General features: G+C 63.4%; 26 protein-coding genes and 1 pseudogene. 10 read left to right on the plus strand and 17 right to left on the minus strand.

Features of this window, described 5'->3' with window-relative positions:
- Nucleotides 1-177: 177 nt before the first annotated feature.
- The gene (locus tag AC0L3N_RS19245; RefSeq protein WP_095491649.1) at nucleotides 178-624 is read right to left on the minus strand and encodes a YcgN family cysteine cluster protein; all 447 of its coding nucleotides are present in this window, start codon (nucleotides 622-624) and stop codon (nucleotides 178-180) included.
- A 211-nt stretch (nucleotides 625-835) separates the two neighbouring features.
- Between AC0L3N_RS19245 and AC0L3N_RS19250 the strand changes: the two genes are divergently transcribed.
- Entirely contained in the window at nucleotides 836-2,923 is a 2,088-nt protein-coding gene (locus AC0L3N_RS19250; protein ID WP_473549085.1) for an OmpA family protein, read from the plus strand.
- Between the two features lie 408 nt (nucleotides 2,924-3,331).
- On the opposite strand, the gene AC0L3N_RS19255 is transcribed toward AC0L3N_RS19250, so the two are convergent.
- The 3 genes from AC0L3N_RS19255 to AC0L3N_RS19265 all read right to left on the minus strand — a co-directional run bounded on the left by AC0L3N_RS19255 (nucleotide 3,332) and on the right by AC0L3N_RS19265 (nucleotide 5,837).
- Nucleotides 3,332-4,198 (minus strand): SDR family oxidoreductase, encoded by an 867-nt coding sequence (locus tag AC0L3N_RS19255; RefSeq protein WP_473549086.1) that lies wholly within the window; start codon nucleotides 4,196-4,198, stop codon nucleotides 3,332-3,334.
- Nucleotides 4,199-4,305: 107 nt separating this feature from the next.
- Nucleotides 4,306-4,956 (minus strand): helix-turn-helix transcriptional regulator, encoded by a 651-nt coding sequence (locus AC0L3N_RS19260; protein ID WP_473549087.1) that lies wholly within the window; start codon nucleotides 4,954-4,956, stop codon nucleotides 4,306-4,308.
- An 8-nt stretch (nucleotides 4,957-4,964) separates the two neighbouring features.
- Entirely contained in the window at nucleotides 4,965-5,837 is an 873-nt protein-coding gene (locus tag AC0L3N_RS19265; protein WP_473549088.1) for a S1C family serine protease, read from the minus strand.
- A gap of 270 nt (nucleotides 5,838-6,107) precedes the next feature.
- Between AC0L3N_RS19265 and AC0L3N_RS19270 the strand changes: the two genes are divergently transcribed.
- Nucleotides 6,108-7,055 (plus strand): S1C family serine protease, encoded by a 948-nt coding sequence (locus tag AC0L3N_RS19270; RefSeq protein WP_473549089.1) that lies wholly within the window; start codon nucleotides 6,108-6,110, stop codon nucleotides 7,053-7,055.
- A gap of 3 nt (nucleotides 7,056-7,058) precedes the next feature.
- On the opposite strand, the gene AC0L3N_RS19275 is transcribed toward AC0L3N_RS19270, so the two are convergent.
- Both AC0L3N_RS19275 and AC0L3N_RS19280 read right to left on the minus strand, forming a co-directional pair.
- The gene (locus AC0L3N_RS19275) at nucleotides 7,059-7,859 is read right to left on the minus strand and encodes an arginase family protein (protein ID WP_473549090.1); all 801 of its coding nucleotides are present in this window, start codon (nucleotides 7,857-7,859) and stop codon (nucleotides 7,059-7,061) included.
- 233 nt (nucleotides 7,860-8,092) lie between these two features.
- On the minus strand, nucleotides 8,093-8,506 hold the full coding sequence (locus tag AC0L3N_RS19280; RefSeq protein WP_135935022.1) for a VOC family protein: 414 nt from the start codon (nucleotides 8,504-8,506) through the stop codon (nucleotides 8,093-8,095).
- A gap of 66 nt (nucleotides 8,507-8,572) precedes the next feature.
- On the opposite strand from AC0L3N_RS19280, the gene AC0L3N_RS19285 reads away from it, so the two are divergent.
- Nucleotides 8,573-9,199: a TetR/AcrR family transcriptional regulator gene (locus tag AC0L3N_RS19285; RefSeq protein ID WP_473549091.1), complete on the plus strand. Its 627-nt coding sequence runs from the start codon at nucleotides 8,573-8,575 to the stop codon at nucleotides 9,197-9,199.
- On the opposite strand, the gene AC0L3N_RS19290 is transcribed toward AC0L3N_RS19285, so the two are convergent.
- Entirely contained in the window at nucleotides 9,132-10,088 is a 957-nt protein-coding gene (locus tag AC0L3N_RS19290; protein WP_473549092.1) for a LysR family transcriptional regulator, read from the minus strand. The two genes, AC0L3N_RS19285 and AC0L3N_RS19290, sit on opposite strands and share 68 nt — an antisense overlap.
- A gap of 110 nt (nucleotides 10,089-10,198) precedes the next feature.
- Between AC0L3N_RS19290 and AC0L3N_RS19295 the strand changes: the two genes are divergently transcribed.
- Complete coding sequence (locus AC0L3N_RS19295; RefSeq protein ID WP_473549093.1) at nucleotides 10,199-10,834, plus strand: FMN-dependent NADH-azoreductase; 636 nt, start codon at nucleotides 10,199-10,201, stop codon at nucleotides 10,832-10,834.
- Nucleotides 10,835-10,981: 147 nt separating this feature from the next.
- On the opposite strand, the gene AC0L3N_RS19300 is transcribed toward AC0L3N_RS19295, so the two are convergent.
- From AC0L3N_RS19300 to AC0L3N_RS19330, 7 genes are all read right to left on the minus strand, one after another.
- Nucleotides 10,982-11,275: an HlyU family transcriptional regulator gene (locus AC0L3N_RS19300; RefSeq protein WP_473549094.1), complete on the minus strand. Its 294-nt coding sequence runs from the start codon at nucleotides 11,273-11,275 to the stop codon at nucleotides 10,982-10,984.
- Between the two features lie 106 nt (nucleotides 11,276-11,381).
- Nucleotides 11,382-12,053 carry a PadR family transcriptional regulator gene (locus AC0L3N_RS19305; protein ID WP_473549095.1) on the minus strand — a complete coding sequence of 224 codons (672 nt, stop codon included), beginning with the start codon at nucleotides 12,051-12,053 and terminating at the stop codon, nucleotides 11,382-11,384.
- A gap of 135 nt (nucleotides 12,054-12,188) precedes the next feature.
- Entirely contained in the window at nucleotides 12,189-12,569 is a 381-nt protein-coding gene (locus AC0L3N_RS19310; RefSeq protein ID WP_473549096.1) for a thiol-disulfide oxidoreductase DCC family protein, read from the minus strand.
- 230 nt (nucleotides 12,570-12,799) lie between these two features.
- Nucleotides 12,800-13,093: a GYD domain-containing protein gene (locus tag AC0L3N_RS19315; protein WP_077379810.1), complete on the minus strand. Its 294-nt coding sequence runs from the start codon at nucleotides 13,091-13,093 to the stop codon at nucleotides 12,800-12,802.
- 208 nt (nucleotides 13,094-13,301) lie between these two features.
- The gene (gene rpoD / locus AC0L3N_RS19320; protein WP_029350162.1) at nucleotides 13,302-15,323 is read right to left on the minus strand and encodes an RNA polymerase sigma factor RpoD; all 2,022 of its coding nucleotides are present in this window, start codon (nucleotides 15,321-15,323) and stop codon (nucleotides 13,302-13,304) included.
- Nucleotides 15,324-15,694: 371 nt separating this feature from the next.
- Complete coding sequence (gene dnaG, locus AC0L3N_RS19325) at nucleotides 15,695-17,686, minus strand: DNA primase (protein WP_473549097.1); 1,992 nt, start codon at nucleotides 17,684-17,686, stop codon at nucleotides 15,695-15,697.
- 155 nt (nucleotides 17,687-17,841) lie between these two features.
- Nucleotides 17,842-18,144 (minus strand): RcnB family protein, encoded by a 303-nt coding sequence (locus AC0L3N_RS19330; protein WP_473549098.1) that lies wholly within the window; start codon nucleotides 18,142-18,144, stop codon nucleotides 17,842-17,844.
- Nucleotides 18,145-18,545: 401 nt separating this feature from the next.
- Here AC0L3N_RS19330 and AC0L3N_RS19335 point away from each other — a divergent pair, with 401 nt between their 5' ends.
- From AC0L3N_RS19335 to AC0L3N_RS19345, 3 genes are all read left to right on the plus strand, one after another.
- Entirely contained in the window at nucleotides 18,546-20,210 is a 1,665-nt protein-coding gene (locus AC0L3N_RS19335) for a Na/Pi cotransporter family protein (protein ID WP_473549099.1), read from the plus strand.
- Nucleotides 20,211-20,425: 215 nt separating this feature from the next.
- On the plus strand, nucleotides 20,426-20,635 hold the full coding sequence (locus AC0L3N_RS19340; RefSeq protein ID WP_095491496.1) for a DUF2061 domain-containing protein: 210 nt from the start codon (nucleotides 20,426-20,428) through the stop codon (nucleotides 20,633-20,635).
- 133 nt (nucleotides 20,636-20,768) lie between these two features.
- Entirely contained in the window at nucleotides 20,769-21,950 is a 1,182-nt protein-coding gene (locus tag AC0L3N_RS19345) for an MFS transporter (protein WP_473549100.1), read from the plus strand.
- 10 nt (nucleotides 21,951-21,960) lie between these two features.
- Here AC0L3N_RS19345 and AC0L3N_RS19350 read toward each other — a convergent pair.
- Nucleotides 21,961-22,065: pseudogene (locus tag AC0L3N_RS19350) on the minus strand (GNAT family N-acetyltransferase); the annotation flags it as partial.
- A 111-nt stretch (nucleotides 22,066-22,176) separates the two neighbouring features.
- Between AC0L3N_RS19350 and AC0L3N_RS19355 the strand changes: the two are divergent.
- On the plus strand, nucleotides 22,177-22,686 hold the full coding sequence (locus AC0L3N_RS19355) for a DUF1801 domain-containing protein (protein WP_473549150.1): 510 nt from the start codon (nucleotides 22,177-22,179) through the stop codon (nucleotides 22,684-22,686).
- Between the two features lie 13 nt (nucleotides 22,687-22,699).
- Here the strand turns inward: AC0L3N_RS19355 and AC0L3N_RS19360 are convergent, their stop codons facing one another.
- Nucleotides 22,700-23,590, minus strand: coding sequence for an arginase family protein (locus tag AC0L3N_RS19360; RefSeq protein WP_473549101.1), 891 nt, complete (start codon nucleotides 23,588-23,590; stop codon nucleotides 22,700-22,702).
- 171 nt (nucleotides 23,591-23,761) lie between these two features.
- Here AC0L3N_RS19360 and AC0L3N_RS19365 point away from each other — a divergent pair, with 171 nt between their 5' ends.
- Nucleotides 23,762-24,223, plus strand: a complete 462-nt coding sequence (locus AC0L3N_RS19365; RefSeq protein ID WP_473549102.1) for a DUF1801 domain-containing protein — start codon at nucleotides 23,762-23,764, stop codon at nucleotides 24,221-24,223.
- A gap of 69 nt (nucleotides 24,224-24,292) precedes the next feature.
- On the opposite strand, the gene AC0L3N_RS19370 is transcribed toward AC0L3N_RS19365, so the two are convergent.
- Nucleotides 24,293-24,742, minus strand: a complete 450-nt coding sequence (locus tag AC0L3N_RS19370; RefSeq protein WP_473549103.1) for a GatB/YqeY domain-containing protein — start codon at nucleotides 24,740-24,742, stop codon at nucleotides 24,293-24,295.
- 260 nt (nucleotides 24,743-25,002) lie between these two features.
- On the opposite strand from AC0L3N_RS19370, the gene carA reads away from it, so the two are divergent.
- Nucleotides 25,003-26,217 carry a glutamine-hydrolyzing carbamoyl-phosphate synthase small subunit gene (gene carA, locus AC0L3N_RS19375; RefSeq protein WP_473549104.1) on the plus strand — a complete coding sequence of 405 codons (1,215 nt, stop codon included), beginning with the start codon at nucleotides 25,003-25,005 and terminating at the stop codon, nucleotides 26,215-26,217.
- The last annotated feature ends 15 nt before the right edge of the window (nucleotides 26,218-26,232 follow it).

The raw sequence follows: 26,232 nt of genomic DNA on the forward strand, positions 1-26,232 counted from the left end.
GCCTGCGTATCTGAACTTTTTACGAACCAGCCGTTCATTTTGGGTTCATGTTGCAACAACAGGTAATTTCGCATTTCTCCGCTTTTCGGTTCTGGACGATGTGGCCGGTTCTGGACAATCCCGAATGGAAAATGCCCTGTCGCGCAGGCGGTTCCGATCCTGGCCTTGAGGCTCGCCCTAAGGCTCGTCGTCCAGCATGTGTTCGAAATAGTCGTCCGGCTCGGCAAGATCGGTCTCGCTGGCGCTGACCCGGCCGCGCATCGAGATGCCGGCCTCATGCACCGTCTCGGCACTCCCCGACACCAGCCTGTGCCACCAGTAGAGATCGTGGCCCTCGGCGACCAGTCGATAGGCGCAGGTCTTGGGCAGCCAACTGATGGTGCGCACATTCTGCGGCGTCAGCCCGACGCAGTCCGGGACGCGCGCCAGCCGGTTGGCATAGTCCGAGCAGCGGCACGTTTCGGCGTCGAACAGCCGGCAGCCGACGCTCGTCCAGTAGATCTCGCCGGTGTCTTCGTCCTCGAGTTTCGACAGGCAGCATTTGCCGCAGCCGTCGCAAAGCGATTCCCACTCGGCCGGGGTCATCGCTTCGAGCGTCTTGGTTTTCCAGAACGGCGTTTCCATTGACGGGATGTGGCCCCCGCCGGCGTCAAGGTCAAGCACCGCGGCGACGCAAACCCGGCCAGCACCATAGGCCGGCACCATAGGAATGACACGAAGTCGCCTTCAAAACGCCGGCCAATCGCCCTTCGTGGCCGTTAATGCCTGCTAACCGGAACCAATCCGGTTGATGAACAGTTTGGGCCGGGATGGGACGCCAAAAGGAGAATTTCTAATGAAACGCCAACCACGGATTCTGGCAGGCACGGCACTTGGCCTGCTCATGGCGTCCGCGCCGTTGGGCGCATTCCCGCTGCAGGGCAGCGCCGCGTTCGAACCGCCGCAACGTACCGCAACGCCCTTGATCTTGGCGCAATCGAATTGCCCCGAAGGCGAGTCGGCGGAAGGCTGCCCACAGCAGGCGGAACCGGAGCAGAAGCCGCGCAAGAAGCGCGAGCGGCAGGCTGAATCGGCTCCCACGGAGCAGGCCGCGCCTTCCGGGGACGAGCAGGGCAATCAACGCAGGAAGAAGCGCGAGCAGCAACAACAGACCGAATCAGCCCCTGCCGAACAGGCGGCCCCGGCCGAAGAGCAAAAACCGCGCAGGAAGAAGCGCGAACAACAGCAGATCGAAGAAGCGCCAGCCGAGCAGGCGGCCCCGGCCGAAGAGCAAAAACCGCGCAGGAAGAAGCGCGACCAACAGCAGATCGAAGCAGCGCCGGCCGAACAGGCCGCCCCGGCCGAAGAGCAAAAACCGCGCAGGAAGAAGCGCGACCAGCAACAGCAGATCGAAGCCGCACCCGCCGAAGAACCCGCCGAACAGGCGGCGCCGGGCGAGAAGGCCGCACCTGCAAATGACAACGAGCAGGTCAAGCCGCGCAAGAAGCGGAAGCAGGATCAGCAGATCGAAGCCGCACCATCCGAACAGCCGGCCAGGAAGGAAACGCCCGCCGGCGAGCAGGCCGAGCCGCTTCCGACCGACCAGCAAACGGCTCCCGCCGAGGGCGAAGAGCCCCGGGATCAGGCTAAGGACCGTCGCAAGAAGCCTATCGGCGAACAGCCGGCGACGGGCGAGCAGCCGACAACCGGCGAGCAGCCCGCCGATGGCGAGCAGGCTGCGCCGGCCCAAGGCGAAACTCCGGTCCAGGGCGAAGCGTCCGATCCAAACGCGGCTCCCGTGTTCGACAGCCAGAAGGATGCCAGGCGTAAGCGCAAGGGCGGCAGGGACAACGCGCAAGAGACTGTCGGCCAGGACGCGGGTGGTCAGCCCACCCAGCAGAACGGCGAGCAGGCGGAAGCCCCGAAGCCGGCTCCGGTCGACCAGGGACCGCCGCCCACCGACGACAGGACGGCCCAGCAGGCGATCAAGCTTGAGAGGATGGTTCCGGTGACGGAGGAAAAGGGCAAACGCGTTGAGCGTGTGCCCGACGTCGAGGACATTCGCCGCCGTCCCCGTCCGCAAGGGGTCGACGTCGTCAGGGAACTCGGCGACCGCGTTATCCTCCAGTTCAACAACCAGACGATCGTGGAAAGCGACGATACCCCGCGCATGCGCCGTGGCGCGAGGAACGTCTACTATGAGGAGCTGTCGGGCGATCGCACCCGGGAAATCGTCGAGCGTGACAACGGAATCCAGATCGTCACCATCCGCAACCGCTACGGCGACGTCATCCGGCGTTCACGCATCGCGCCCGACGGACGCGAATATGTGCTGAGCTATGTCGACGAGCGGTATTATGAGGACTATGGCGACTGGCGTGATCCGGGTGACGACCTGCCGCCGATTCGGATCGACATTTCGCGCGAGGAGTACATTCTGGATTCCGAAGAGGTCGAGGATCCGGACGACTACTATGCCTTCCTCGAACAGCCGCCGGTGGAGAGGGTGCAGCGCCTCTACTCGATCGACGAGGTCAAGCGTTCTGCCCGCGTGCGCGACATCGCCCGCCGCATCGACCTCGACACGCTGAACTTCGAATTCGGTTCAGCCTCGATCCCCGACACCGAGGTGCAGAAACTCGAAGGCGTCGCCAGTGCCATGGAGAAGCTGCTGGAGAAGAACCCGGCGGAAACCTTCCTGATCGAAGGCCATACCGATGCCGTCGGCAGGCCGGAGGCGAACCTCGCCCTGTCCGACCGTCGCGCGGAGGCGGTCGCAGAAGCCCTGACCAACGCCTTCAACATCCCGCCGGAGAACCTGACGACACAGGGCTATGGCGAGGAGTACCTCAAGGTCGACACGCCGGAGCCTGAGCGCGAGAACCGTCGCGTCGCCATCCGCCGCATCACCTCGCTGGTGGCGCCGGTCGCCAGTGCGAATTAGGCCATGGTCCCGAACCGAAGGTCAGCGACGCAAAAGGCGGAAACCGGTTTTCGTAAAGATCATGGCCAACTTAAAAGCAATGATTCCAGAAACCTGAACTGGTTTCTGGAATCTATACAGGAAGACGTAGCCCACCCGGTTTCACCGGGATGGGCAATTTCCGGCAATGAGCCGAGGTTGAAGGAGAATGTACGTCGCGATTTAACCAGGCATTGAATCGCGAGGTCGTCCACCCCAGATTCTGGCTAGGGCTTCCCTGCCCTGTCCCGACTCCAGCGGGACACATGAGCCCCGCCGGTACCCCCCCTCGCCGGCGGGGTTTTTGTTTCCGGCTTCGGTGTTGAACTGAAGCCTATGCGAGGCTCAAAGCCAGCAAGGCTGAGGAGTGAGAACGGCGTCTGGTGCCCGTCAGTTGATACTTTTGATGTTGGTTTCCGAATTCGCAAACACCTCGTCGGGAACGAAGAAGTCACCGGCGAGCGGACCTGTCGCATCAGGCGCATAGATCGAAAAATCGCTGACGCCCTCGGCGCGCAGCACCTCCTCGTCGATGTAGAAATTGCCGGTCGCTTCGCGCGACGGCCTGAGCAGGATCGCATGCGCGGCATCGGCCATGATATCGGGCGAACGGCTCATCGCCGCCACTGTCGCCCCACCCAGAAGATTGCGCACCGCTGCCGTATCGATTGTCGAGATCGGCCACAGCGAATTGACGGCGATGCCGTCCCTGGCGAACTCCGCGCTCATGCCCAGCGTGCACATCGACATGCCGAATTTGGCCATCGTATAGGCGACATGGTTCTTGAACCATTTGGCCTTCATGTCGAGCGGCGGCGCCAGATTCAAGATGTGAGGATTGTCAGCCAACTTCAGGTGCGGAATGCAGATTTTGGAAACCAAGAACGTGCCGCGGGTGTTGATCTGGTGCATCAGATCGTAGCGCTTCATATCGGTTTCCAGCGTGCCGGTGAGTTGGATGGCGCTGGCATTGTTGATGCAGATGTCGATGCCGCCGAACTTTTCGACGGTCCGGGCGACCGCCTCGGCCACCTGCCCCTCCTCGCGTATGTCGCACAACATCGGCAACGCCTTGCCGCCTGCCTGCTCGATCTCCTCAGCCGCCGTGTAGATCGTACCCGGCAGCTTTGGATGCGGCTCGGCGGTCTTGGCCGCGATCGTCACATTGGCGCCGTCGCTCGCAGCGCGCAGCGCGATCGCCAGCCCGATCCCGCGCGACCCGCCGGAGATGAACAGCGTCTTTCCCTTGAGCGACATGTCTTGCGCCTCCCTTGCAACATTACAGGCGTGATCCTTGCGCGGCGGTTGCGTGCCGCGCAAGGCCCAACACGCCGGATGTTGATTACGCTGCGTAGGCTCGGAGGTTAGACCAGCACCAGGCCTTGCCGCATGGCGATGGCGATCGCGTCGGTGCGGTTGGCCGCACCTAGCTTGATCAGGATCGCCGCGACGTGGAACTTCGCCGTGTGCACAGAAATGTTCAAGCGCCGCGCGATCACCTTGTTGGGCGCGCCCTCGGCCAAAAGCGCCAGCACTTCGCTCTCGCGCGGCGACAGCGGCGGCCGCTCGGCCCTGTCGTCGACCGGCTCCTCGTCGGAGAGGTCGTCGTCATGGAAGGCGAAATCGTCATGCCGATCGGACAAAGGGCGGCCCTCGCCCGAAATCCGGTAGCCAGCCGCCGCCAGCCGCGCGGCGGCAGCGACCAGCAGATCGTCCGCTGCCGCCGGCAGCACGGCAAACACGGTATCGACCGGCCGCTGCCGGCTCGCTCGTTGAGACAGGAGCACCTGAGGTATCGCTGGATCATTGGCCCCGCCTTCCAGGCCCCCTCTTTCCAGGTAATTGTCATCGACGACCGCGACTTCGGCTCTGTCGCCGCTATTGGCGCTGCCGGCCACAAGCGGCAGCAGATCCTCGGTCGCGGCAAGGGTCGTCGACAGGTGTTCGGCGCGCACGGCGTCATCGAGCGCGATCAGCACCGTCAGCCGCCGCCCCATGATCCCGTGACTTGCCATCGATCTTCTCAGCTCAGCGGCTTTTCGCCGATAGTCAGCACGACATCGCGCCGTTCGCCGCCGCGTACCACGCCGAGGGTCACCGACGCGCCGGCGCTGTCCGGCCCGAGCCTGCGGATCAGCTCGCGCGGACCATGCACGGCCTCGCCGTTCCACGACACGATGATGTCGCCAAGATGCAGGCCGGCCGCCTTCGCCGGGCCATTGTCGTCGAGGCTCATCACCATCGCGCCATGCGTGTCGCCATTGCGGATCGGGTGCAGGCCGGCGCCGAGATAGCCGCGCGCGACATGGCCCTTCTCGCGTAGCGTCGCCACCGCCCGCTCGATCGTCTCGTAAGGCATGACCAGCGCCCGCCGGCGCGGGCCGAACAGCAGCATGCCGATCAGTGCGCCGTTGGCGTCGAGCACAGGCCCGCCCTCGAAACGGCCGCCGGCATTGACGGCCAGATTGATGCGCCGGTCGATCGTGCCGCCGCGCATTGAGCGCCAGGTCGGACCGACCTCACCGACCGTGCCGAATGCGACGAGCCCCGCACCGTCGCCATTGCCGACGGCGATGGCCAGATGGCCCGGCCGCACCGTGCCTGCCTTGGCCAGCGGCGGCACGTCCGGCGCGCCTGTCGGCTTCAGAAGGGCCGTCCCAGTGGATGGATCGCGGCCGACCAGCTCAGCCTTCACCTTGTCGCCCGAAGAAAGCGTCAGCTCGATCTCCTCGCCGGCCTCCACCGCCTCCTCGGCAGCGATGAAATAGCCGTCGCGCCAGTGGAAGGCGGTCGCGGTGCGATGCTGATGCGTGGCGAAGCTCGCCGTCGCCGGCGCCGCTGCGGCGGCGATATCGGCGATGGCGTCGGAAAATGCGCTCAGATTGAAGTCGCTCATGTTGGTCTCCTGGGTCTTTATCGCATCGGCCCGAAATCGGAATCGATTTTCGGAAAGCACGATGCGAGAACTGAAAGTCTTAGAGCGTACTTTGAGCGTCCAATGGACGCTCGTCGCTCTACCCCAGATATCGCTCGGCAGCGCGTTCGCGGGTACTCGCCTGACGGCTAGTTGGGCGTTGGACTGGCCATCTGGTCAGGTCGCGGCCGATCCGGCCGCTCCGCACATATAGGCATCCTTCATCTTGCTCTAAAGACACGGAGCCCTGCCATGTCCCTCCCCGCCCAGCAATTTCAGTTCGACGATGCGCTGCTCGATGATTATTCGGCAACGGTCGCCGATGCCGTGGACCGCATCGGTCCCGCCGTCTGCCGCATCGAGCGCATCGGTGGCGCCGGCGGCCAAGGCTCCGGCTTCGTCATCACGCCGGACGGGCTGGTCGTCACCAATTTCCACGTCGTCGGCGATGCCCGCAGCGTCCGCGTCACCCTGCCGGACGGCGTCTCCAGAGAAGGCCGTGTTCTCGGCCGCGACCCCGACACCGACATCGCGCTGGTGCGTGCCGACGGCAGCTTTGCCGATATCGCGCCGCTCGGCGATTCCAAGCGCCTGCGGCGCGGCCAGATCGCCATTGCCATCGGCAACCCGCTCGGCTTCGAATGGACCGTCACATCAGGTGTCGTCTCGGCGCTCGGCCGCTCGATGCGTGCCTCCACCGGCCGGCTGATCGACGATGTCATCCAGACCGACGCAGCGCTCAACCCCGGCAATTCCGGCGGACCGCTGGTGTCGTCGGCGGCCGAGGTCATCGGCGTCAACACCGCCATGATCCACGGCGCGCAAGGCATCGCCTTCGCGGTTGCCTCCAACACCGCCAATTTCGTCATTTCGGAGATCATCCGCTTCGGCCGCGTCCGCCGCGCCTTCATCGGCGTCTCGGCCGACACGGCAAACCTGCCGCGCCGCGCCGCCCTTCTGTCGCAGGTGTCGACCAGCACGGCGGTGCGCCTGCGCAGCGTCGAGGCGAACGGCCCGGCGGCCAAGGCCGGGCTCAGGGAAGGCGACATCATCGCCGCCATCGACGGCCGACCGGTCACCGGCGTCGACGATCTGGTGCGCCTGCTCGATGCCGAGCGCATCGGCCGCGAGACGCTGTGCACGGTGGTGCGCCGCTCCGGCATTACTCAGGTCACGGTGATGCCGGTGGCGCGGACCTGACAACTATCGCGGCGCACAGATCTGGCCAAGCAGCGAAACCAGCAGCACTGCCAACTCGCCGGTCGGATCGAGGTCCGGATCGAAAATGGTCATGTCCATTCCGGTGCAGCGCGGGTCCGCCACCAGCGCCGCGAGGATGGCGACGAGATCGTCGGGATCGATGCCGGGGCTGCCTGGTGAATCGACCGCCGGCATCACCGTCTGGTCGAGCGCATCGACGTCGAAGTGCACCCAATAGGGCGAGCCGGTTCGCGCCAGCGCGGTCCAGGTCTTTTCCAGGACCTTTGCCGCGCCAAGCTCTCGCACGGCAAAGACATCGATCAGCGTCATCGCAGTCGAATTGATATCCGGCCAGGCAAAGTCGGGGTCGCGGTTCTCGCGTTCGCCGATCTGAATCACCTGTTCGTCCGCAACAAGCGGGCTTGCGATATCGGGCCAGTCGGTCAGCAACGGCTCGCCACGTCCGGTGGCGAGCGCAAGGTCCATGCCAGCCGCCGAGCCGAGCGAAGCGTTGATGTCGTAGTTGCCCGGATGGCGGAAATCGCTGTGGCCATCGACATGGACCAGTGCCACCGGACCAGATCGCCGTGCGCCAGCCAGTGCGCCAAGCAGGACCGCGCAGTCGCCACCGACGACCAGCGGGAATTCGCCTCGCCCCAGCGCGCCGGCAACAACTTCGGCGAGTTCGAGATTGAAGCTGCGTATCGCGTTGCCGTTGCGCAGCCGGGTGCCCGGCTGCGGCTCCGTGCTATAGGCGGGCCGATCGAGATCAACCACTTTGACGGGCGAAAGCGTCTCGATCAAGCCAGCTTCGGTCAACGCCTGCGGCGCACGCCACGTCCCCGGTATATGACCTGGCCTCAGCGGGCGCAGGCCAAGGTTTGAGGGTGCGCGGACAAGGCAGATTTCACGCATCGAATGGGCCCAGGGTTGCCAAGCTCACCATAGACCGCGAATGCCCGCCCGGTCACGCGGCCCGAGCCGTCCTCTCACCTCTGCCGACAGTTCCTGCCAGGGGCCGTCGTTCAGGCTCCCTGTCACCCTTCAACAAACTGCGCCAGGAACTCCGCGCTCGGCGGGATTGGCTTGATCACGTCGATCAGCACGCCATTGGGGTCTTTGGTGATGAAATGACGCTGGCCGAAGGGTTCGTCGCGCAAGGAACGCAGGATCGGCAGGCCGGCCGCCAGGATCCGTTCGTAGACCGCGTCTGGATCCTTGACCTCGAAATTGATCAACAGCCCCGACGTTCGGCCACGCCCCTCCTCAGGTATCGTCTCGTGGTCGCCTTGGACGATGCCGAGATTGACCCGGCGATCCTCGGCTGATTGCAGATGCACATACCAGTCGCTCGCAAACAGCGGCTTGAAACTGAAGTGATTGATATAGAAGGCTTTCGTGCCGGCCACGTCGCCCGTCATAAGCACCGGATAATAGCTCGTCGTCTTCATCTTTCCTTCTCCCGCTAAATCACATACAGTCTGCATGCAAAAGTTATTAACATACAGGCTGTATGTATGCAACAGAAATCCGCGCGCCGTTCCAACCGCGATCGCACCGAAGCGACGCGTGCCGACCTGATCGCCGCGGCGCGCAAACTGTTCACAGAAAAATCCTATGCCGAGACAGGCACGCCGGAGATCGTCGCTGCGGCCGGCGTCACGCGTGGCGCGCTCTATCATCACTTTGCCGACAAGCAGGCCCTGTTTGCCGCCGTGGTCGAGCACGAGGCGGCGGCTGTGGCAGAAGAGATCGAGCGCGCCTCGCCGCCTTCGCTGTTTGCCCGCGACGCGCTGATTGCCGGCTCCGATGCCTATCTTGCAGCCATGCGCGCACCCGGCCGCACCCGGCTGCTGCTGCTCGACGGGCCAGCCGTGCTCGGCCGCGCCGCCATGGACGAGATCGACAACCGCCACGGCAACCGTACCCTGCGCGAAGGCCTCGTCGCGGCGATGCGCGCACAGACCATGGTGAAATTGCCGGTGGAAGCGCTGACTGCGCTGTTTGCGGCCGCCTTCGACCGCGCTGCGCTTGCGGTCGAGGCCGGCGCTTCAACCAAGGACTATCGCGCCGTTCTCATGGCGCTGATTGACGGGCTGTCTCCGGTTCCTCCTCAGGCACTTCGCCCGGCTCGAACTCGTTGAAGCAGCGGAGCTGACGCTTGAACTGATCAATCAGCCAGGCAGCCGCCGGTTTCGGGCTGCGGTCGGCCCGGTGCATGGCATAGAGTGGCGAACGCACCTCGCTGAACGGCTCCAGATCGAGTTCGACCAGCCGACCACTGGCCAGATCGTCGGCGATCAGCCAGCGCGGCAGCCCGCCCCAGCCCAGCCCCTCGCGCATCAGCATATGTTTGGTGCGCAGATCCGTCAGCCGCCAGGTGCGATAGGCAAAGACGCCAAAGTCGCGCCCCTTGGTGCGCTCGGACTGGTCGGTGACAACGAGCTGAATGTGTTCGCGCGCATCCTCGATCGCCACCGGCTTCGGCAGCAGCGCCAGCGGGTGGCTGGGCGCGGCAGCCAGCACTATCGACATGAAGCCGATGCGCCCAAGATGGACGTCGACCTCGCCCAGCAGGCCGCCAACACCGAGATCGGCCTGCCCGTTGACGACATGATCGGGGATCAGGCCGAGCGTGCCGATATGCAGGCGCAGCATCACGGTCGGGAACTGCGCCTCGAACGCCTTCAGCACCCGCACCAGCACCGGTGATGGCAGCGCCGCATCGACCGACAGCGCCACTTCGGTCTCTAGCCCCTGGTGATAGCCGTCAACCCTGGAACGCATGCGCTGGAGCACGCCGACCATGCGCCGCGCATCTTCAAGCGTCGCCTTACCGATATCGGTCAGCTGCGGCTCGCGCATGCCCTCGCGCTCGAACAGTTTCAGTCCAAGCTGTGCCTCGAGATTGGCGATGGCGTAGCTGATAACCGACTGCGCTCGGTTGAGCTTGCGGCCGGCGGCCGAGAAGCTGCCGGTGTCGGCGACGGTGACAAGGATCTGAAGCTGATCGAGCGTCGGGTTTGGCTGCATCGTTATATCCAATATTTAGATGGAACATACATGAAATATACCGGTTTTTCAAATGGGTCAGCGAGTCCATATAGGTCGGGACAATTCATTCCAATCCTGGAGACCCGGCCATGTCCATCCTACTTGTCACTTCCAGCCCGCGCGGCGCTGCTTCGCATTCGACCCACATCGCCACCGAGCTTGCCGGAAAGCTGCTTGCCGCCGACCCTTCGGCCAAGCTGGTCGTCCGCGATCTCGTGGCCAACCCGCTGCCGCACATCGATCCCGACTATTCGACCGGTATCTATACGCCCGTCGAGGCCCGCACCCCGCGCCAGGCTGAGGTCGTCGGTGTTTCCGACGGCGTGCTGGACGAGCTGTTTGCGGCCGATACCATCGTCCTGGCCACCGGTTTCATCAATTTCGGCATCTCGTCGACCCTGAAATCCTGGGTCGATCACGTCGCCCGCTCCGGCAAAACTTTCGCGTATGGCGAGAACGGCCCGAAGGGCCTCGTCACCGGCAAGAAGGTTTACATCGTCCTTGCCTCCGGCGGCATCTATTCGGAAGGCGCTGCCGTCCAGATGGATCATGCCATCCCTTACCTGCGCAGCGTGCTTGGCTTCATCGGCATGACCGATGTCGAAGTCATCCGCATCGAAGGCGTCGGCATGGGGCCCGAGGCCGTCACGGCCGCCCTGGCCAAGGCATCCGCCAAGGTGGATGCGGTGGTCGCCTCGACCGGAGCCGTCGCCGCTGCCGCGTAGACCGCGAACAGCCGGTAGCCAGAACTAAAAAGGCAGGCGCCAGGCGCCTGCCTTTTTTGCACTTGCCGCCTGATGCCCGACGAGGCGTCGGCGGATCCTACAGCTTTCTGACGTCGCTCCGATGTCGCGACATCGCCGTGCGCCAAGCTAACCGAAAATCTTCTCGCCCTGCTCGTCGACGAGTTGGATGCCCTTCTTGATCGAGATGTCGACAGCGTCGTCGAGCCCGGCAAAACGATCGGCGCGGATGAATTTGTGTTCCTTCACCACGCCGTCGATTTCCTTAGAAACCACGCCGCAGGTCTGGTATTGGCCTTCCGCCTTGTAGGGCGTGGCGCTGATCAAAAATCCCTTGTGCTCGATCTGCTTTGCCGGTGCACCACTCTTTGGCTCGCCCGCGTCACCGCCGCCGCCGCCGAAAAGACGTTTCAGAAAAGACATGGGCGGGCCCTCCAACGGCAATCATCCTGCATCACATAGCGTGGTGCAGGATGATTTCACTAGCGGTCCTTAGGCAAACCAGCAAGGGCCGACCCGGCCGCAGAAGTCAGCCGCGCGACAGCGCTTCCAGGGCTTCGGCCGCTCCTTCCAGTATGGCGATCGCCTCAGCCTGTTTTTCGGCAGGCGCGTCGACGATGTCGCCGAGGGCTGCGCGCAGCCGGTGGCGCACGGCGCGGAATTCGTCGCGCTTCTCCGAACGGCCGCGGCCGCGCCGTCCGCTATCCTCGCCGTCGTCGTTCCAGCCGAACCACTCGCGCGCCTTTGCCATCTTGCGGCCGAAACGCTCGAGATGATCGAGCACGTGGTCGATCATCTCGCGATTGTCATTGAGATGCGCCTGCCCCGCCTCGGTAATCGAAAACACCTTCTTGTTGCCTTCCGCCGACGAGACGGCATAGCCGGCCTCTTCCAGGAAGGTCAGCGTCGGATAGACCACGCCGGGGCTCGGGCTGTAGACGCCGCTGGTGCGTTCCTCCAGCGCCTTGATGATGTCGTAGCCGTGGCGCGGCGCCTCGGCCAGCAGCGACAGCGTGATCAGCTTGAGATCGCCGTCGGCCAGCATGCGCCCGGCGCGGAACATGTCGCCCGGCCCGCCGCGCCCGCCGCCCCTCATGCCGTGGCCGAATGGGCCGAAGCCGCCGCCACGACCGCCGAACTTGCCGGCCATATGCATGAAAACGCGCTCGGCATGCTCGCCGAAATGATGATGTTCGTGCATGTCTGCTCCTTGAGTTATGTCTTACGATATATCTCAATTATGCGGGCGAGGCCGTTGAGTCAAGATATATCTTACGATGTATCTGAGAACGGTGCCAACCAGATTGATTTCGTCACCGAGCTTGGCTAATACCGGTTACCAGCGGCCCTTGCGCCGGTTCCAGGCATAGAGAAGATCGGCGAAGCGATCATATGCATAGCGCGTCAACGGCAGCGCGGCGGGATTGCCGAACAGCGTTGCCAGCCAGCCCTCGCCCGGCGTTCTCAGCCAGACGGCAATTGCGACGTCGGCGCCGACCAGCAGTTTGCCGTCCGCCTCGGTTGCGTGCAGCCGGCGGCGGATGTCCTCCAGCGACACGCCGTACCCGGCCAGTGCCGCCGGCTCGGCATTGATGTCGCAAAACGTGATCCGCCCGGCCTTGATCGCCTCGACCAGCCGCCGCTTTTGCCGGCTGATCCCGGCATCGCAAACCGGACAACGGGTGTTGTACCAGACGGTCAGCAGAGGCTTGGACATGTGTTTTGAGACGCGAGTTGAAGGGCTGCGCCGATTATCCGGGAAATGCCTCGGCCCCGCAACATTTCCGGACCAGCCTGGCCGCGACGAGCCGTCTTCGGGATATGGAGAAAATGAAGCGAGAGCAGCATTCCTCCTCATGATCAGCGGATCGGGCGCCGTCAAGCGGCGCCTGACCGTTCTATATCAGGAACTCGGCAGTTTGCGCGGATCTGTAGCCGCGCAGCGCCTCAGCCGAGCGAGGCGATGATCTCGCGATAGGCCAATTCCGGGAAGGCCTTGAGCGTCCGCGTCCTCACGTTGCCGCCTGTCGCCAGCATCAGCGAGAAACGAGCGAGCACCGCATCGTCGGGCGCTTCGACGACCGCCACCATATCGCATTCGCCCATGGTGAGATAAAAAGCCTTGAACGAGCCGCCCATGTCTCCAAGCAGCTTCTTGGCGGCATCGAGCCGCTTCGGCGACTCGCGCACATTTTTGGCGCCCTGCTCCGTCCAGTTGATCAGCACGATATAGGTTGTCATGCACACCTCCCTCCGGGGCCTCGGAGCACGGCGTCACCGCCGGGGCGGGCATCCGGGTTTGTCGCCCAGAAAATGCATCCGACAGCAGATTATCCTCCCACAGCAGGTGTGCTGCAAGAACAACCGCACCGTCTGGCGAGACATCCCTGTGCGACGATCGAAAAAGGGCGCCGCAGCGCCCTTTTAAATTGTCTATCCGTCACCCGCATCAGCTATCGAGGAAGCTCCGCAGCTTGCGCGAGCGGCTCGGGTGCTTGAGTTTGCGCAGCGCCTTGGCTTCGATCTGGCGGATGCGCTCGCGGGTAACCGAGAACTGCTGGCCGACTTCCTCCAGCGTGTGGTCGGTGTTCATGCCGATGCCGAAGCGCATTCTGAGCACGCGCTCTTCACGCGGGGTAAGCGAAGCAAGCACCCGCGTCGTCGTCTCGCGCAGATTGGCCTGGATCGCCGCGTCGATCGGCAGGATCGCCATCTTGTCCTCGATGAAATCGCCGAGATGCGAATCCTCCTCGTCGCCGACCGGCGTTTCGAGCGAAATCGGCTCCTTGGCGATCTTCAGCACCTTGCGCACTTTTTCCAGCGGCATGGCGAGCTTTTCCGCCAGTTCCTCCGGCGTCGGCTCGCGTCCGATCTCGTGCAGCATCTGGCGCGAGGTGCGCACGATCTTGTTGATCGTCTCGATCATGTGCACCGGAATACGGATGGTGCGCGCCTGGTCGGCGATCGAGCGGGTGATCGCTTGCCGGATCCACCACGTCGCATAGGTCGAGAACTTGTAGCCGCGGCGGTATTCGAATTTGTCGACCGCCTTCATCAGGCCGATATTGCCTTCCTGGATCAGATCGAGGAACTGCAGGCCGCGATTGGTATATTTCTTGGCGATGGAAATGACGAGGCGCAGATTGGCCTCCACCATTTCCTTCTTGGCGATCGCGGCTTCGCGCTCGCCCTTCTGCACCTGGTTGACGATCTTGCGGAATTCCAGGATCGAGATCGCCGTTTCGGTGGCGAGGTTCTGGATCTCGGCGCGCAGGTCGCGGATCGCGTCCTTCTCGTTCTTGGTGAATTCCTTCCAGCCGCGCGAGGTCAGATTGCCGATCGAGCGCGTCCAGTTGGGATCGAGTTCCGAGCCCTGATACTCCTTCAGGAATTCCTCGCGGCGCACGCCATAGCTTTCGGCCAGCCGCAACAGCTTGCCTTCGTTCTGCACAAGGCGCTTGTTGATGTCGTAGAGCTGCTCGACCAATGCCTCGATGCGCGCCGTGTTCAAGGACAGCGACTTCACCGCCTTGATCAGCTGATCCTTCAGCTCCTTCAGCCGGCGGTCCTGGCTGGGCGACAGCGTGCCGGCGGCAGCCAGCCGGTTCTCGACCTGCTGGTCCTGCAGCTTGCGCAACTTCTTGTAGGTGTCGGCGATGACGTCGAGCGTCTCCATCACCTGCGGGCGCAGCTCCGCTTCCATCGCCGCCAGCGACAGGCTGGCTTCGTCCTCGTCTTCCTCGTCGTCATCAGTCAGACCGCGCGTGTCGCCGCCGACATTGGTGATGTCGTCCTCGTCCTCGCGCGAACGGCGCGGCTTGTCCTCGGTCTTGGCTTCCTCGATCCGCTCGACCACCGGCGCCTGCTTGGCCTCCGGTCCGGCATAGGTCGCTTCGAGGTCGATGATCTCGCGCAAGAGGATCTTCGATTCGTTGAGCTCGTCACGCCAGATGATGATGGCCTGGAAGGTCAGCGGGCTTTCGCACAGGCCCGCGATCATCGTCTCGCGGCCAGCCTCGATGCGCTTGGCAATCGCGATTTCGCCCTCGCGCGACAGAAGCTCGACCGAGCCCATTTCGCGCAGATACATGCGAACCGGATCGTCGGTGCGATCGGTCGGCTCTTTCTTGGTGGTCGTCGCGGCAACGGCGGTACCGGTCTGCTCGGCCAGTTCGTTGGCGTCTTCCTCGGCGTCGGCAGCCGCGTCGGCGGCTTCGGGCTCCTCGCCCTGCTCGTCGTCCTCGACCACGTTGATGCCCATGTCGGAGAGCATGGCCATCGTGTCCTCGATCTGCTCGGAGGTCACTTCCTCCGAGGGCAGCACCGAATTCAGTTCGTCCATTGTGACATAGCCGCGCTTCTTGGCGGCTTTGATCATCTTCTTGACAGCATCGTCGGAAAGGTCGAGCAGAGGGCCATCGGTGGCGCCTTCACGTTCGGTCTCGACCTCTTCCTTTTCTTTTGTCGCCATTCTTTATTTTCTCCAAGCGGCCAAGGATCAAGCCGCGTAAGCTGCCGTACCGGTTAAATCAGATGCGCTCGCTCTAGAACGCGCTTCCCCGGGCCAGTAACTGCATCTCTCGTTAAGTCCAGATTAACCCTGGTATCTGTGGCAGGCTGACTGCCTGTCCAGTGACCGGTACCTCACATCGCTGCATTTCCCGTCGACGCCGGCACGGGTTAACGTTTCGAATCGTCCTGATTCCGTCATTCTGCCCGAAGGTCAAGCGCCTCTCGCATGATTCGCATGAAAAAAGCGAATCAATTACCCGACTTAAAGCGCCGCGGCTGATTCGACGCGCAAGCACGGTTCTGCACTTTCACTCTTTCGTAAGCTTCGACCTACACCCGCCCGGCCCTGCCCGAAGACACGCCGAACCCTTCGATCAGCGCTTCCGTTGCCTGCACATCACGAAATTGCGCCTGAATCTCGACGAGATGCCGGTAGTTTTCGTCCGTGGGATCGCTGGCGAGCGCCGCTTCCGCCTGTTTCAGCTCCTTATGTAAGGTGCGCGCGCTGCGCTGCAAGTGGAGCGCCTGGCTGAAGGCGTCGCGGGCATCGTCAAGTCCGGCTGTTTCCAGCGCCGGCCATTGCCGCGCACGTTTGATCAGCGCCACCACGCGCGCCCAGATCTCGCCGCAGCCCGCCCGTTCGATGGTCGCGATCACCGCGTTGCGGTCGTTGGCCATGTCATGCGCCATCGCATCGAGAATGGCCGCATGCAATCGCTTCAGATCGGTGTTGGCGAGGTCGAGGAACTCGACATGTGCGAAATTCTCGTCGATCAGCGCCGGATGATTGACAAGGGCTGCGATGATCGTCGCCTCGCGCACCGACATCCCCTCGCCGCCGCGCTTGACCAGCGCCGAGCGGCCAAGGCTTTCGGTAATCGCGGTGCGTCCACCGGCATTGCCGCCGCGTGCGAACTGTCCGCCAGGAGCTGAGCCCTTGCCCTGAAAGCGCCCGCCGGGCCGGCCATCTTGCCGCCCCCCTGGATAGCCTTGGCGCGCGCCACGCTGGGTGCCGAAAAAGCTTAGCACCCGCTCGCGCATTTCCTGTTGGTAGTGATAGCGCAAGCTCTCGTCGCGGATGCGGCTGGTCAGTTCGCGCAGCGTCTTTTCCAGTTCCGCCCGCCGCTCCGGCGTGTCGAAGATGCCGCCGGCCGTTTCGCGCACCCACAAAAGGTCGGCGAGCGGCCGGGCCTCGGAAAGCACGGCGCGAAACGCGTCCGGCCCATCGGCCTTGACCAGATCGTCGGGGTCCTTGCCTTCGGGCAGAAGCGCAAAGCGCACCGAGCGGCCTGCCTGGACCGCCGGCAGCGCCATGTCGGCGGCGCGCCACGCCGCCTTCAGTCCGGCCTGGTCGCCATCGAAGCACAGCACCGGCTCGCCGGCCATCCGCCACAGGAGTTCGAGCTGATTTTCCGTCAGCGCGGTGCCGAGCGGCGCCACGACATTCTCGAAACCGGCCTGCGCCAGCGCGATCACGTCCATATAGCCCTCGACGGCGATGACCGTGCCGCCCTTGGCCAGCGCCCCCTTTGCCAGCGCCCCCTTTCCCAGCGCTTGGCGCGCCCGGGCGAAATTATAGAGCACGTTGCCCTTGTGGAAGAGCTCGGTGTCGGGCGAATTCATGTATTTGGCGAGCGCATCGGCTGCCAGCGCCCGCCCGCCAAAGGCGATTATCTTGCCTCTGGAGTCCGGGATCGGGAACATGATGCGGTCGCGGAACCAATCGTAGGAAACCGGAACGTCGTCGCCATGGCGCACCAGCCCGCATGCCTCGATATCGGCCTTGGGCACGCCCTTGGCAGCAAGATGCTCCTTCAGCGCATTGCGGCTGTCGGGCGCATAGCCGAGCCGGAACGACTGCTGCGTCGCCGGCGTCAGCCCGCGGTCGCGCAGATAGGCGCGGGCTTTTGCGCCTTCCGGCCCTTGCAGCCGCTCCTGGAAGAAGGCGGTCGACATTTCCATGATTTCGGTCAGGCTGGCGCGTTCCTTTTCGCGCCGTTCCTCCTGGGCATCGCGCACCGGCATCGGCACGCCGGCCATGTCGGCGATCTTCTCGACTGCTTCGGGAAAGCTCATCCCGTCGAGTTCGGTGAGGAATTTGAAGTGGTCGCCCGAAACCGAGCAGCCGAAGCAATGGTAGCGGCCCTTCTTGTCCTCGCAATGGAAGGACGGGCTCTTCTCGCCATGGAAGGGACAGCACGCCCAATAATCGCCGCGCGGCGCGTTGGTCTTCTTCCTGTCCCACGCCACGCGCTGGCCGATCACCGATGAAATCGGCACGCGGTCGCGTATCTCGTCGAGGAAGGCAGGTGGAAAGCGCATCGGGAACGGCTCGTTTGCCCTCCATATAATCACGCCGGCGAAACCCGACGACTCCTAATGCGGAACCATACCCGGTTTTCACAGGGCAAAAGAAAGCGGCCGTTGCGGACCGCCTTCTTCCTATTCCGGCATAGTGCCGGTCGACGTTTAGACGGTCAGCGCGCGGCGATCGCGCCGAAGATGATGCCGGAGACGACGCGGATCCATTCCTGGCCGCGGCCCGGACGACGCAGGCCATAGTGGCGATAGTCGCGGATCGGCTGGTGACGCTTCCAGCTCGAATATTTCTGGCCGTTGCGCCAATGGTTCCCCTTCACGATGACTTTCTTCTTCACCACGACGCGCTTCTTCTCGTGCCTGTCCGGCTTCTTCCAGTCGACCTGGCTGTGGGTCGACCGCGGCGCGTTCGGTGCGTTCAGCGGCGCGGCCTGGCCCTGCAGCGACGTGGCAGCCAGCATCGAGACGGCGACTGCGGAAAGAAGATGCGTTTCATCACGGGGTACTCCTAGGGCCCGAAGAATGAACCGAAACTGAACATGAGAATTACGTTTTTGTAATGATTTCATATATTTAGAATAGCTAATTCAACACTCCACTCAAACCGGATCTGAAGGTGTCGCCTGCACTGACCGCGCGGTCATCCGGAAGCCGGCCGGCAATGCAACCATTTTGCGATCCATCCATTTCCGACACGCCCTGTCGCGCATCAACAGCCGGCCGGAATAGGCAAAATTTATTACCCGGCTAAAATTAATCGGAGTAGCATCGATCTTTGTAATGCCCTTGATTCGCTCCCTCTTTTGCTCCTTTGCCGTCACGGTGACCGTATCGCTGGCGCCTGTCAGGCTGCGAGCCTGATATGAGCGGTTCGGTCGTTTTGCTGCATCTTGCCGGCGCGGTGGCGCTGATGCTGTTTGCCACCCGGTTGGTGAAGACCGGCGTCGAGCGCGCCTACGGCGATGTGCTGCGCCACAAGCTGCGCGCCACCATGCGCAATCCTTTCATGGCGGTTCTGGCCGGCTGCGGCCTGGCGATCGCGCTGCAAAGTTCCACCGCCGTTACCTTGCTGGTCAGCTCCTTCGCCGGCGCCGGCATTGTCAGCGGCATATCGGGCCAGCTTGCCGTGCGCGGCGCCGAGATCGGCTCGGCGCTGGTGGTCAAGCTGCTCACCTTCGACCTGTCGCTGCTGGTGCCGATCTGTCTTGTCGCCGGCACTGTCATGTTCATGGCCACCGAGCGGCGCGATTGGCGCCAGTTCGGCCGTATCCTGGTCGGCATCGGCCTGCTGGTATTGTCGCTGGAGATGATCGGCCAGGCATCGGAGCCGCTGCGCCAGAGCACGCTGATGCCGGTCATCGTCGATTACTTTTCCAGCGACCCGGTCACCGCCTATCTCCTGGCGGCGCTGGTCACCTGGCTGTTTCATTCCTCGATCGCCGCGGTGCTGCTGATGGTGACGCTGGCCGGTCGCGGCTTCATCCCGCCCGAACTCGGCATCGTGCTGGTGCTCGGCGTCAATCTGGGCTCGTCGATCATCGCACCGCTGCTCACCCGCAACGCAGACCCGGGTGTGCGTGTCGTACCGATCGGCAATCTCCTGATGCGCGGCATGGGCTCTCTGGCCATGCTGATCCTGTTTATGTGGTTGAAGCCGCCGGTCGCCTTTCTCGGCGCCACCGTGCCCGACCAGATCGTCAACGCGCATATCCTCTTCAACATCCTGATCCTGGTTGCCGGCCTGCCACTGGCCGGCCTCGTCTACCGCGTTTCGGAAAAGATCGTGGCGCTCGGCACCAAACCGGCGCCGGCCGACGCACTCGACGTCATCGAGCTTTCCGCGCTCAACGACAGCGCCCTCGACGTGCCAAGCCAGGCGCTGGCCAACGCCACCCGCGAGGTGGTGCGGGTCTGCGAGACGGTCGAGATCATGCTGAAGCGCATCATCGAGCTCTATGAAAGCGCCGACGCCGACAAGATCAAGGCGCTGGCCGCGCTCGACGACCGCGTCGACAACAAGCACGCGGCGATAAAGCTCTATCTGGCCAAGGTCACCAGGAACCCGCTGAGCGAAGACGAGGCGCTGCGCTGCCAGGAGTTGATCGGCGCCTGCGTCAAGCTCGAACAGGTCGGCGACATCATCGTGCGCAACATGCTGGTGCATGTCAGGAAGAAGCTCGAGCGCGGGCTGGAGTTCACACCCGAGGGTTGGCGCGAGCTTAGCGCCTTCCACGCTTCGGTGCTCGCCAACGCACGGCTTGCCTTCAACGTGCTGGTCTCGCGCGATCCGGAGACCGCCCGCCAGCTGGTGCTCGAAAAGGACCGGCTGCGCGACCGCGAGAAGGAGACCAGCGCCAGCCATTTCGTGCGGCTGCGCGACGGCACCGCCAAGAGCGTCGAGACCAGTTCCATCCATCTCGACACCATCCGCGACCTGAAGCAGATCAACTCACTGCTCGCCTCGATGGCCTATCCCGTGCTCGAGGAACGCGGCCTGCTCACCGGCTCGCGGCTGAAAGCGGGATAGACTGGGCCTGCAGGCGGAAGCCAATTGCCCGACCATCAGCGCGGCAATTGCTTCGAGCCAGCCGCGACCTCCCGTCGGTCGGCTAGAGCATTTTGCAGCCAGACGCCTTCATTTGGCGTCCGACAGAATGCCTCAACAAAGACGTGGGGCGCGGTTTTGGTTCCACCAAACGCAAAGCGCTCTAAGGATCGGTCAATCCGCCGGGAGAAAAGTAAATGGACACCCACTCGCGCAGTTTCGCCAAGGCGCTTTCCTGGCGCGTCACCGGCACCATCGACACGATGATCATTTCGCTCGTCGTGACAGGCAGCATCAAGCTCGCTGCGGCCATCGGCCTGACCGAAGTCATCACCAAGTCGCTGCTCTATTATTTTCACGAGCGGGCGTGGCTGAAAATTCCCTATGGGAGGAAGACGACCATCTAGCGCTTGCCGGATGCGGCCGGAGCCTGCCTGAACCGATCAAGAAAACCTAAAGCGGCGTCGACAATTTCTGGATTGCCCGCGGCTCTCGTTCGTGATTTGAGGCCATCTCATTCAAGGATCGCCTCCCAGCGCCATGCTTCCCCTTATCGCCCTGTTCATCGCTGCGTTCGCATTCGGCACCACCGAATTCGTCATCGCCGGCGTGCTGCCGCAAGTTGCCGATGGCCTCGGCGTCTCCATCCCAACTGCCGGCTACCTCGTCTCCGGCTACGCCGGTGGGATCGCGATCGGCGGACCGCTGTTGACGCTCGCCACCAGGACGATTTCCCGCAAGGCCTTGCTGGTTGGCCTTGCCGCAGCCTTCACCATCGGCCAGGCCGCCTGCGCCCTTGCACCCGACTTCGCCTCCATGTTGCTGCTGCGGATTGCAGTGGCCGTGGCGCACGGCGCCTATTTCGGCGTCGCGATGGTGGTCGCGGTCGGCCTGGTCCGCCAGGACCAGCGTGGAATGGCCGTGGCGCTCATCCTGTCGGGCCTCACGGTCTCCAATGTCATCGGCGTGCCGGCCGGCACGGCGATCGGCAATGTCTGGGGGTGGCGCGCGACGTTCTGGGTGATGTGCGCGCTTGGCGTGGCGTCCATCGCTGCCATGACCGTGCTACTGCCGCGCAAGACGGGATCGTCGCGCCAGTCCGTCAGTTTCGGCAGCGAGGTTCGCGTGCTCGCACGCCAGCAGGTCTGGACGTCGCTGATCCTCATGCTGATGCTGATGATCGGCCAGTTCGACCTCTTCACCTACATCACGCCGACGCTGCTTGAAGTCACCGGCCTCGATGAGGCTCTGGTGCCGTGGGTGCTGCTGCTCAACGGCGTCGGCGCGACGATCGGCGTCTTCCTTGGCGGGCGGCTCGCCGACTGGAAACTGATGCCGTCGCTCATCACAATGCTTTTCATGCAGGCGGTGACACTTGCCGTCATTTACGCCGTCAGCCCGTACCCGGTGCCAATGGTGGTGGCGATCACTATCTGGGGCGGTCTCAGCTTTGCCATCGGCACGCCGATCCAGACCCGTATCCTGACCTGGACGGCGGATGCCTCCAACCTGGCCTCATCGCTCATCCCTGCCGGCTTCAATGTCGGCATCGCGCTGGCCGCCTCGCTCGGCGCTGCCATGCTCAATGCCGGTTATGGCTATCGCAGCCTGCCGGTGGTTGGCGCCATAGCCATGCTGGTCGCCGTGGCGGTCGCGCTTGCCTCGCATGTCTGGGAGTGGCGCCGCAACACGACGCCACCGCTACCGGCTGCAGCCGAGTAGACAGCAGACTCTACAAATCGATCCGGCGCAGGCTTTCGGCGCCGCCATAGGCAGCATCCTCGAAGAAACGCCCGACGAGCCGTCCGCCATTGGCCAGCACCACCTTCCGCGGGGCGCAGATTTACGGGTCTGGGCGGAGATCAACAGGATTCGGAAGTTGATCTTCAGGGACGGCTTTCTAAAATCAGATATCATCGACTACACACTACCACTTGGAGTGAACGCAATGGCCGGCAACACGTCCGAGAAATCGGCGAAGGCCGCCGCCGAGCGGGGCGCTACGAAGGCGACCAAACCGCGCAAGGCGACGCCGAAGCTGCAGTCCGGCAAGGCCGCGAAACCGACCCTTCTCGCAGGCGGCAACCCCCAGATCGCGAAGGCTGAAGGCGACGCTCCCGTGCAGGCCTACATCGCGGCCATGCCGGGCTGGAAAAGCGACATCGGGCGCCGCCTCGACGCGATCATCGAGCGCACCGTGCCGGGCGTGCACAAGGCAGTCAAATGGAACTCGCCGTTTTACGGCATCGAAGACCAGGGCTGGTTCCTGTCGTTCCACGTCTTCACCCGCTACGTCAAAGTGACCTTCTTCCGAGGCACGTCGCTGCGTCCTCTTCCTCCCGGCAAGTCAAAGCACAAGGAAGTGCGCTATCTCGATATTTATGAGGACCAGCTCGACGAAGCTCAGTTTGCCGCTTGGGTGAAGCAAGCCAGCCAATTGCCCGGCGAACGACTGTGAGATGCATCGCGAATTAGCCAATGGCGTCCGCAAGCACCTCGTTCAGGCGTGCAAACGCGGTGGGCTCGTCTGGCGCATGGGCCGGATTAACTTCTGTGACGGTCAGGCCGCGCCATTGCTGCAGGGCGGTCAACTGCTTTAGCACGAAGGCGGCTTGCTCCAGTTTGAGACCGTCGCAACGGCGCACATTCTCAGCAATCGGGAAATCGATAAAGGAGAGCACATCGACATCGAAGTGAATAAGCACGCAGTCAAAGCGCGCCGCCCATTCGGCCGCGCGCGCCGCCGCCGCCTCGATATCACTCAAAGCTTCCTCACGCGATATAACCTTGATCGCATTATCCCTGATGGCGGCGGTTTCGGGCGGAGTGATATTCTCGACGCCGAAATAGAGGAGCTGCTGAGGCACGAGCATCGGACGCGTTGGGCCGAGCCCGGCGAGCGAAGGCTCGCATCCTGGGATGTCGAGCAGATGAGCGACACCAGTCCAGTCCAAGGCGCCGTCGCTCGTGGCAGGTGTGTTGAGATCGGCGTCAAAGTCTATGTAGACGAGTCCGATCTGCGCGCCGGCCGCGTTCGCTCCAGTGACCGTTCCCAGCTCCACAGTACAATCGCCGCCTAAGACAAGCACGTCTTCCTGCGCCGAAATCGCCGTCGCCACGTGGCTTGCGACCAAGTCACAGGCCCCGCGCACGGCCTCCAGGTTCATGGCCTGCGGCCGCGAGGGATCCGGCCGCCACCGGAACGATGCAACATCGCCATGGTCCCTGACGGCTCTGCCTCGGCTCGCGAGCGCCTCTGCGAGCCCATGTCGCCGAAACGCCGCGGGGGCTCGTTCCTGCCCCGGCGAATAGGCGCCGGCGCTGGTGGCGGCGCCGATAATGTTCAACAAACGCGCCGCCAAATCGAAGCTCCATTTTCGGATGATCCTAGTTGCAAAACGTGTCCGGAGCGAGGAAAGTTCCTCCTCGACGTCGAGAGTTTGTCACCCGCGCCGGAACGGCAAACGGCTCGCCACATCGATGCCGTCGTGAGACGCCGGACGCCGAACGTTCACAAGCCACTGGGACCAATCATGACCAAAGCGACAACAGCCATGAAGAAGAGCGGCTCGATGGAAGGAGCAGGAGACACTCCCTCTCAGTTGATAGATGCGAGAATCAACGAGCTGAGCGATTGGCGGGGCGAGATGCTCGCTCGGGTGCGAACGCTCATCAAGCAGGCCGATCCCGAAGTGGTCGAGGAGTGGAAGTGGAGAGGGGTTCCGGTGTGGGAGCACGCCGGAATTATCTGCACCGGTGAGACGTACAAGAATGTCGTGAAGCTGACCTTCGCCAAGGGCGCCTCGCTGGAGGACCCTTCAGGCCTCTTCAACTCCAGCCTCGAGGGCAACACCAGGCGCGCCATCGACATCCATGAGGGTGATAAGATCGATGAAGAGGCGTTGAAGGCGCTCATTCGCGCCGCCGTGGCACTGAACACGTCGGTGCGAGCTACCGCCCGCACCGCCCGCACTCAGAAAACAAAACGCGTTTGAGGATCATCCGGAAAGCTGGCTCCTGGCTCGCCTTTCGACGCCTTGAGCATCGCAGCAGCGGGAAAATCCCTACCGCAGCAGTTCCTTGACGATGCCGCTCGCCTTGGAGAAATCCATCTGGCCGGCGTATTTCTCCTTGAGCACGGCCATCACCTTGCCCATGTCCTTGACGCTGCTGGCGCCGGTCTCGGCGATGGCGGCGCGGATCGCCGTTTCGGTCTCTGCCTGGCCCAGTTGCGTCGGCAGGAAATCGCGGATTATGGCCATCTCGTCGCGCTCCTGCGCGGCAAGCTCCGGCCGCTTGCCGTCGTCGAAAGCCTTGGCCGACTCCTCGCGCTGCTTCACCATCTTGGCCAGGATCTGCAGGATCTCGTCATCGCTGGCCGGCTCTTTGCCGGCGCCGCGATTGGCGATGTCGCGATCGTGAATGGCCGCCTGGATCAGCCGCAATGTCGGCAGCCGGCGCTTGTCCTGCGCCTTCATCGCGCTCTTCAGGGATTCGGCGATTTTGCCGCGCATGATGCTTCCTCCTTCGAATGCGACGGACAATAGCCGTGCCGAAAGCCCAAGGCAATTCGACGCCGCCCGGCAAACCGCTGATATTGTTCGACGAAATAAATCGCGCCTGCGGACGTAGCGTCATTGACCGCTCTGGCGCCTTCCCCTATGTACTGGGCCTTGCATGAACTGAATTTTTGTTGCGCGCGCTGGCTGCGAAATCGCTGCTTCGCGCCATTTTGTTGCGCCAATTGAAGGCGCAGCCTTTTAGGAGTGCCGCCATGGCAACGATGACCGCCGCGTCGACTGCCCCTTGGGCCACCGAGAAGCCGACCGCCTTGCTGGTGCTGGCCGACGGCACTGTCATCGAGGGCCGCGGCCTTGGCGCCACCGGCTCCGCCGTCGCCGAGGTTTGCTTCAACACCGCGCTGACAGGCTATCAGGAAATCCTCACCGACCCGTCCTACGCCGGCCAGATTGTCACCTTCACCTTTCCGCATGTCGGCAATATCGGCACCAATGACGAGGACATCGAGGACCTCAACCCGGTCGCGCGCGCCGGCGCCGTCGGCGCCGTGTTCAAGGCCGACGTCACAAATCCGTCCAGCTATCGCGCCGCAACTGGTCTCGACCAATGGCTGAAGAAACGCGGCATCGTCGCGCTTTCGGGCATCGACACCCGTGCGCTGACCGCGCTGATCCGTGAAAAGGGCATGCCCAACGCCGTCATCGCGCATGCGCCCGACGGCATCTTCGACATCGATGATCTGAAGCGCCGCGCCGCCGCCTGGTCCGGCCTGATCGGGCTTGACCTGGCCAAGGACGTCACTTCCGGCCAGTCCTCGGTCTGGCGCGAGACGCCCTGGGTCTGGGACGAGGGCTTTGGCGAACAGATCGATCCGTCCATGCACGTCGTCGCCATCGACTACGGCGTCAAGCGCAACATATTGCGCCTGCTTGCCGGTCTCGGCGCCAAGGTCACCGTGGTGCCGGCCAACACTGGCGCCGAGGAGATCCTCGCCATGCGGCCCGACGGCATCTTTCTCTCCAACGGTCCCGGCGACCCGGAAGCCACCGGCGACTATGCTGTTCCGGTCATCCAGGAGCTGCTGAAGACCGACATCCCGGTCTTCGGCATCTGCCTCGGCCACCAGATGCTGGCGCTGGCGCTGGGCGGCAAGACCGCCAAAATGCATCAGGGCCATCACGGCGCCAACCATCCGGTCAAGGATCACACCACCGGCAAAGTCGAGATCGTCTCGATGAATCATGGCTTTGCCGTCGATGCCGACTCGTTGCCCACGGGAGTCGAAGAAACCCACGTCTCGCTGTTCGACGGCTCGAACTGCGGCATCACGCTGACAGGAAGGCCGGTGTTCTCGGTCCAGCATCATCCCGAAGCCTCGCCCGGCCCGCAGGATTCGCACTATCTGTTCCGCCGCTTTGTCAACCTCATCCGCGAAAAGCGCGGCGAGCCGGCGCTGGCGGAGCGCTGACTATCTGTACGCGAG

The sequence above is a fragment of the Mesorhizobium sp. WSM4807 genome, assembly GCF_055811615.1.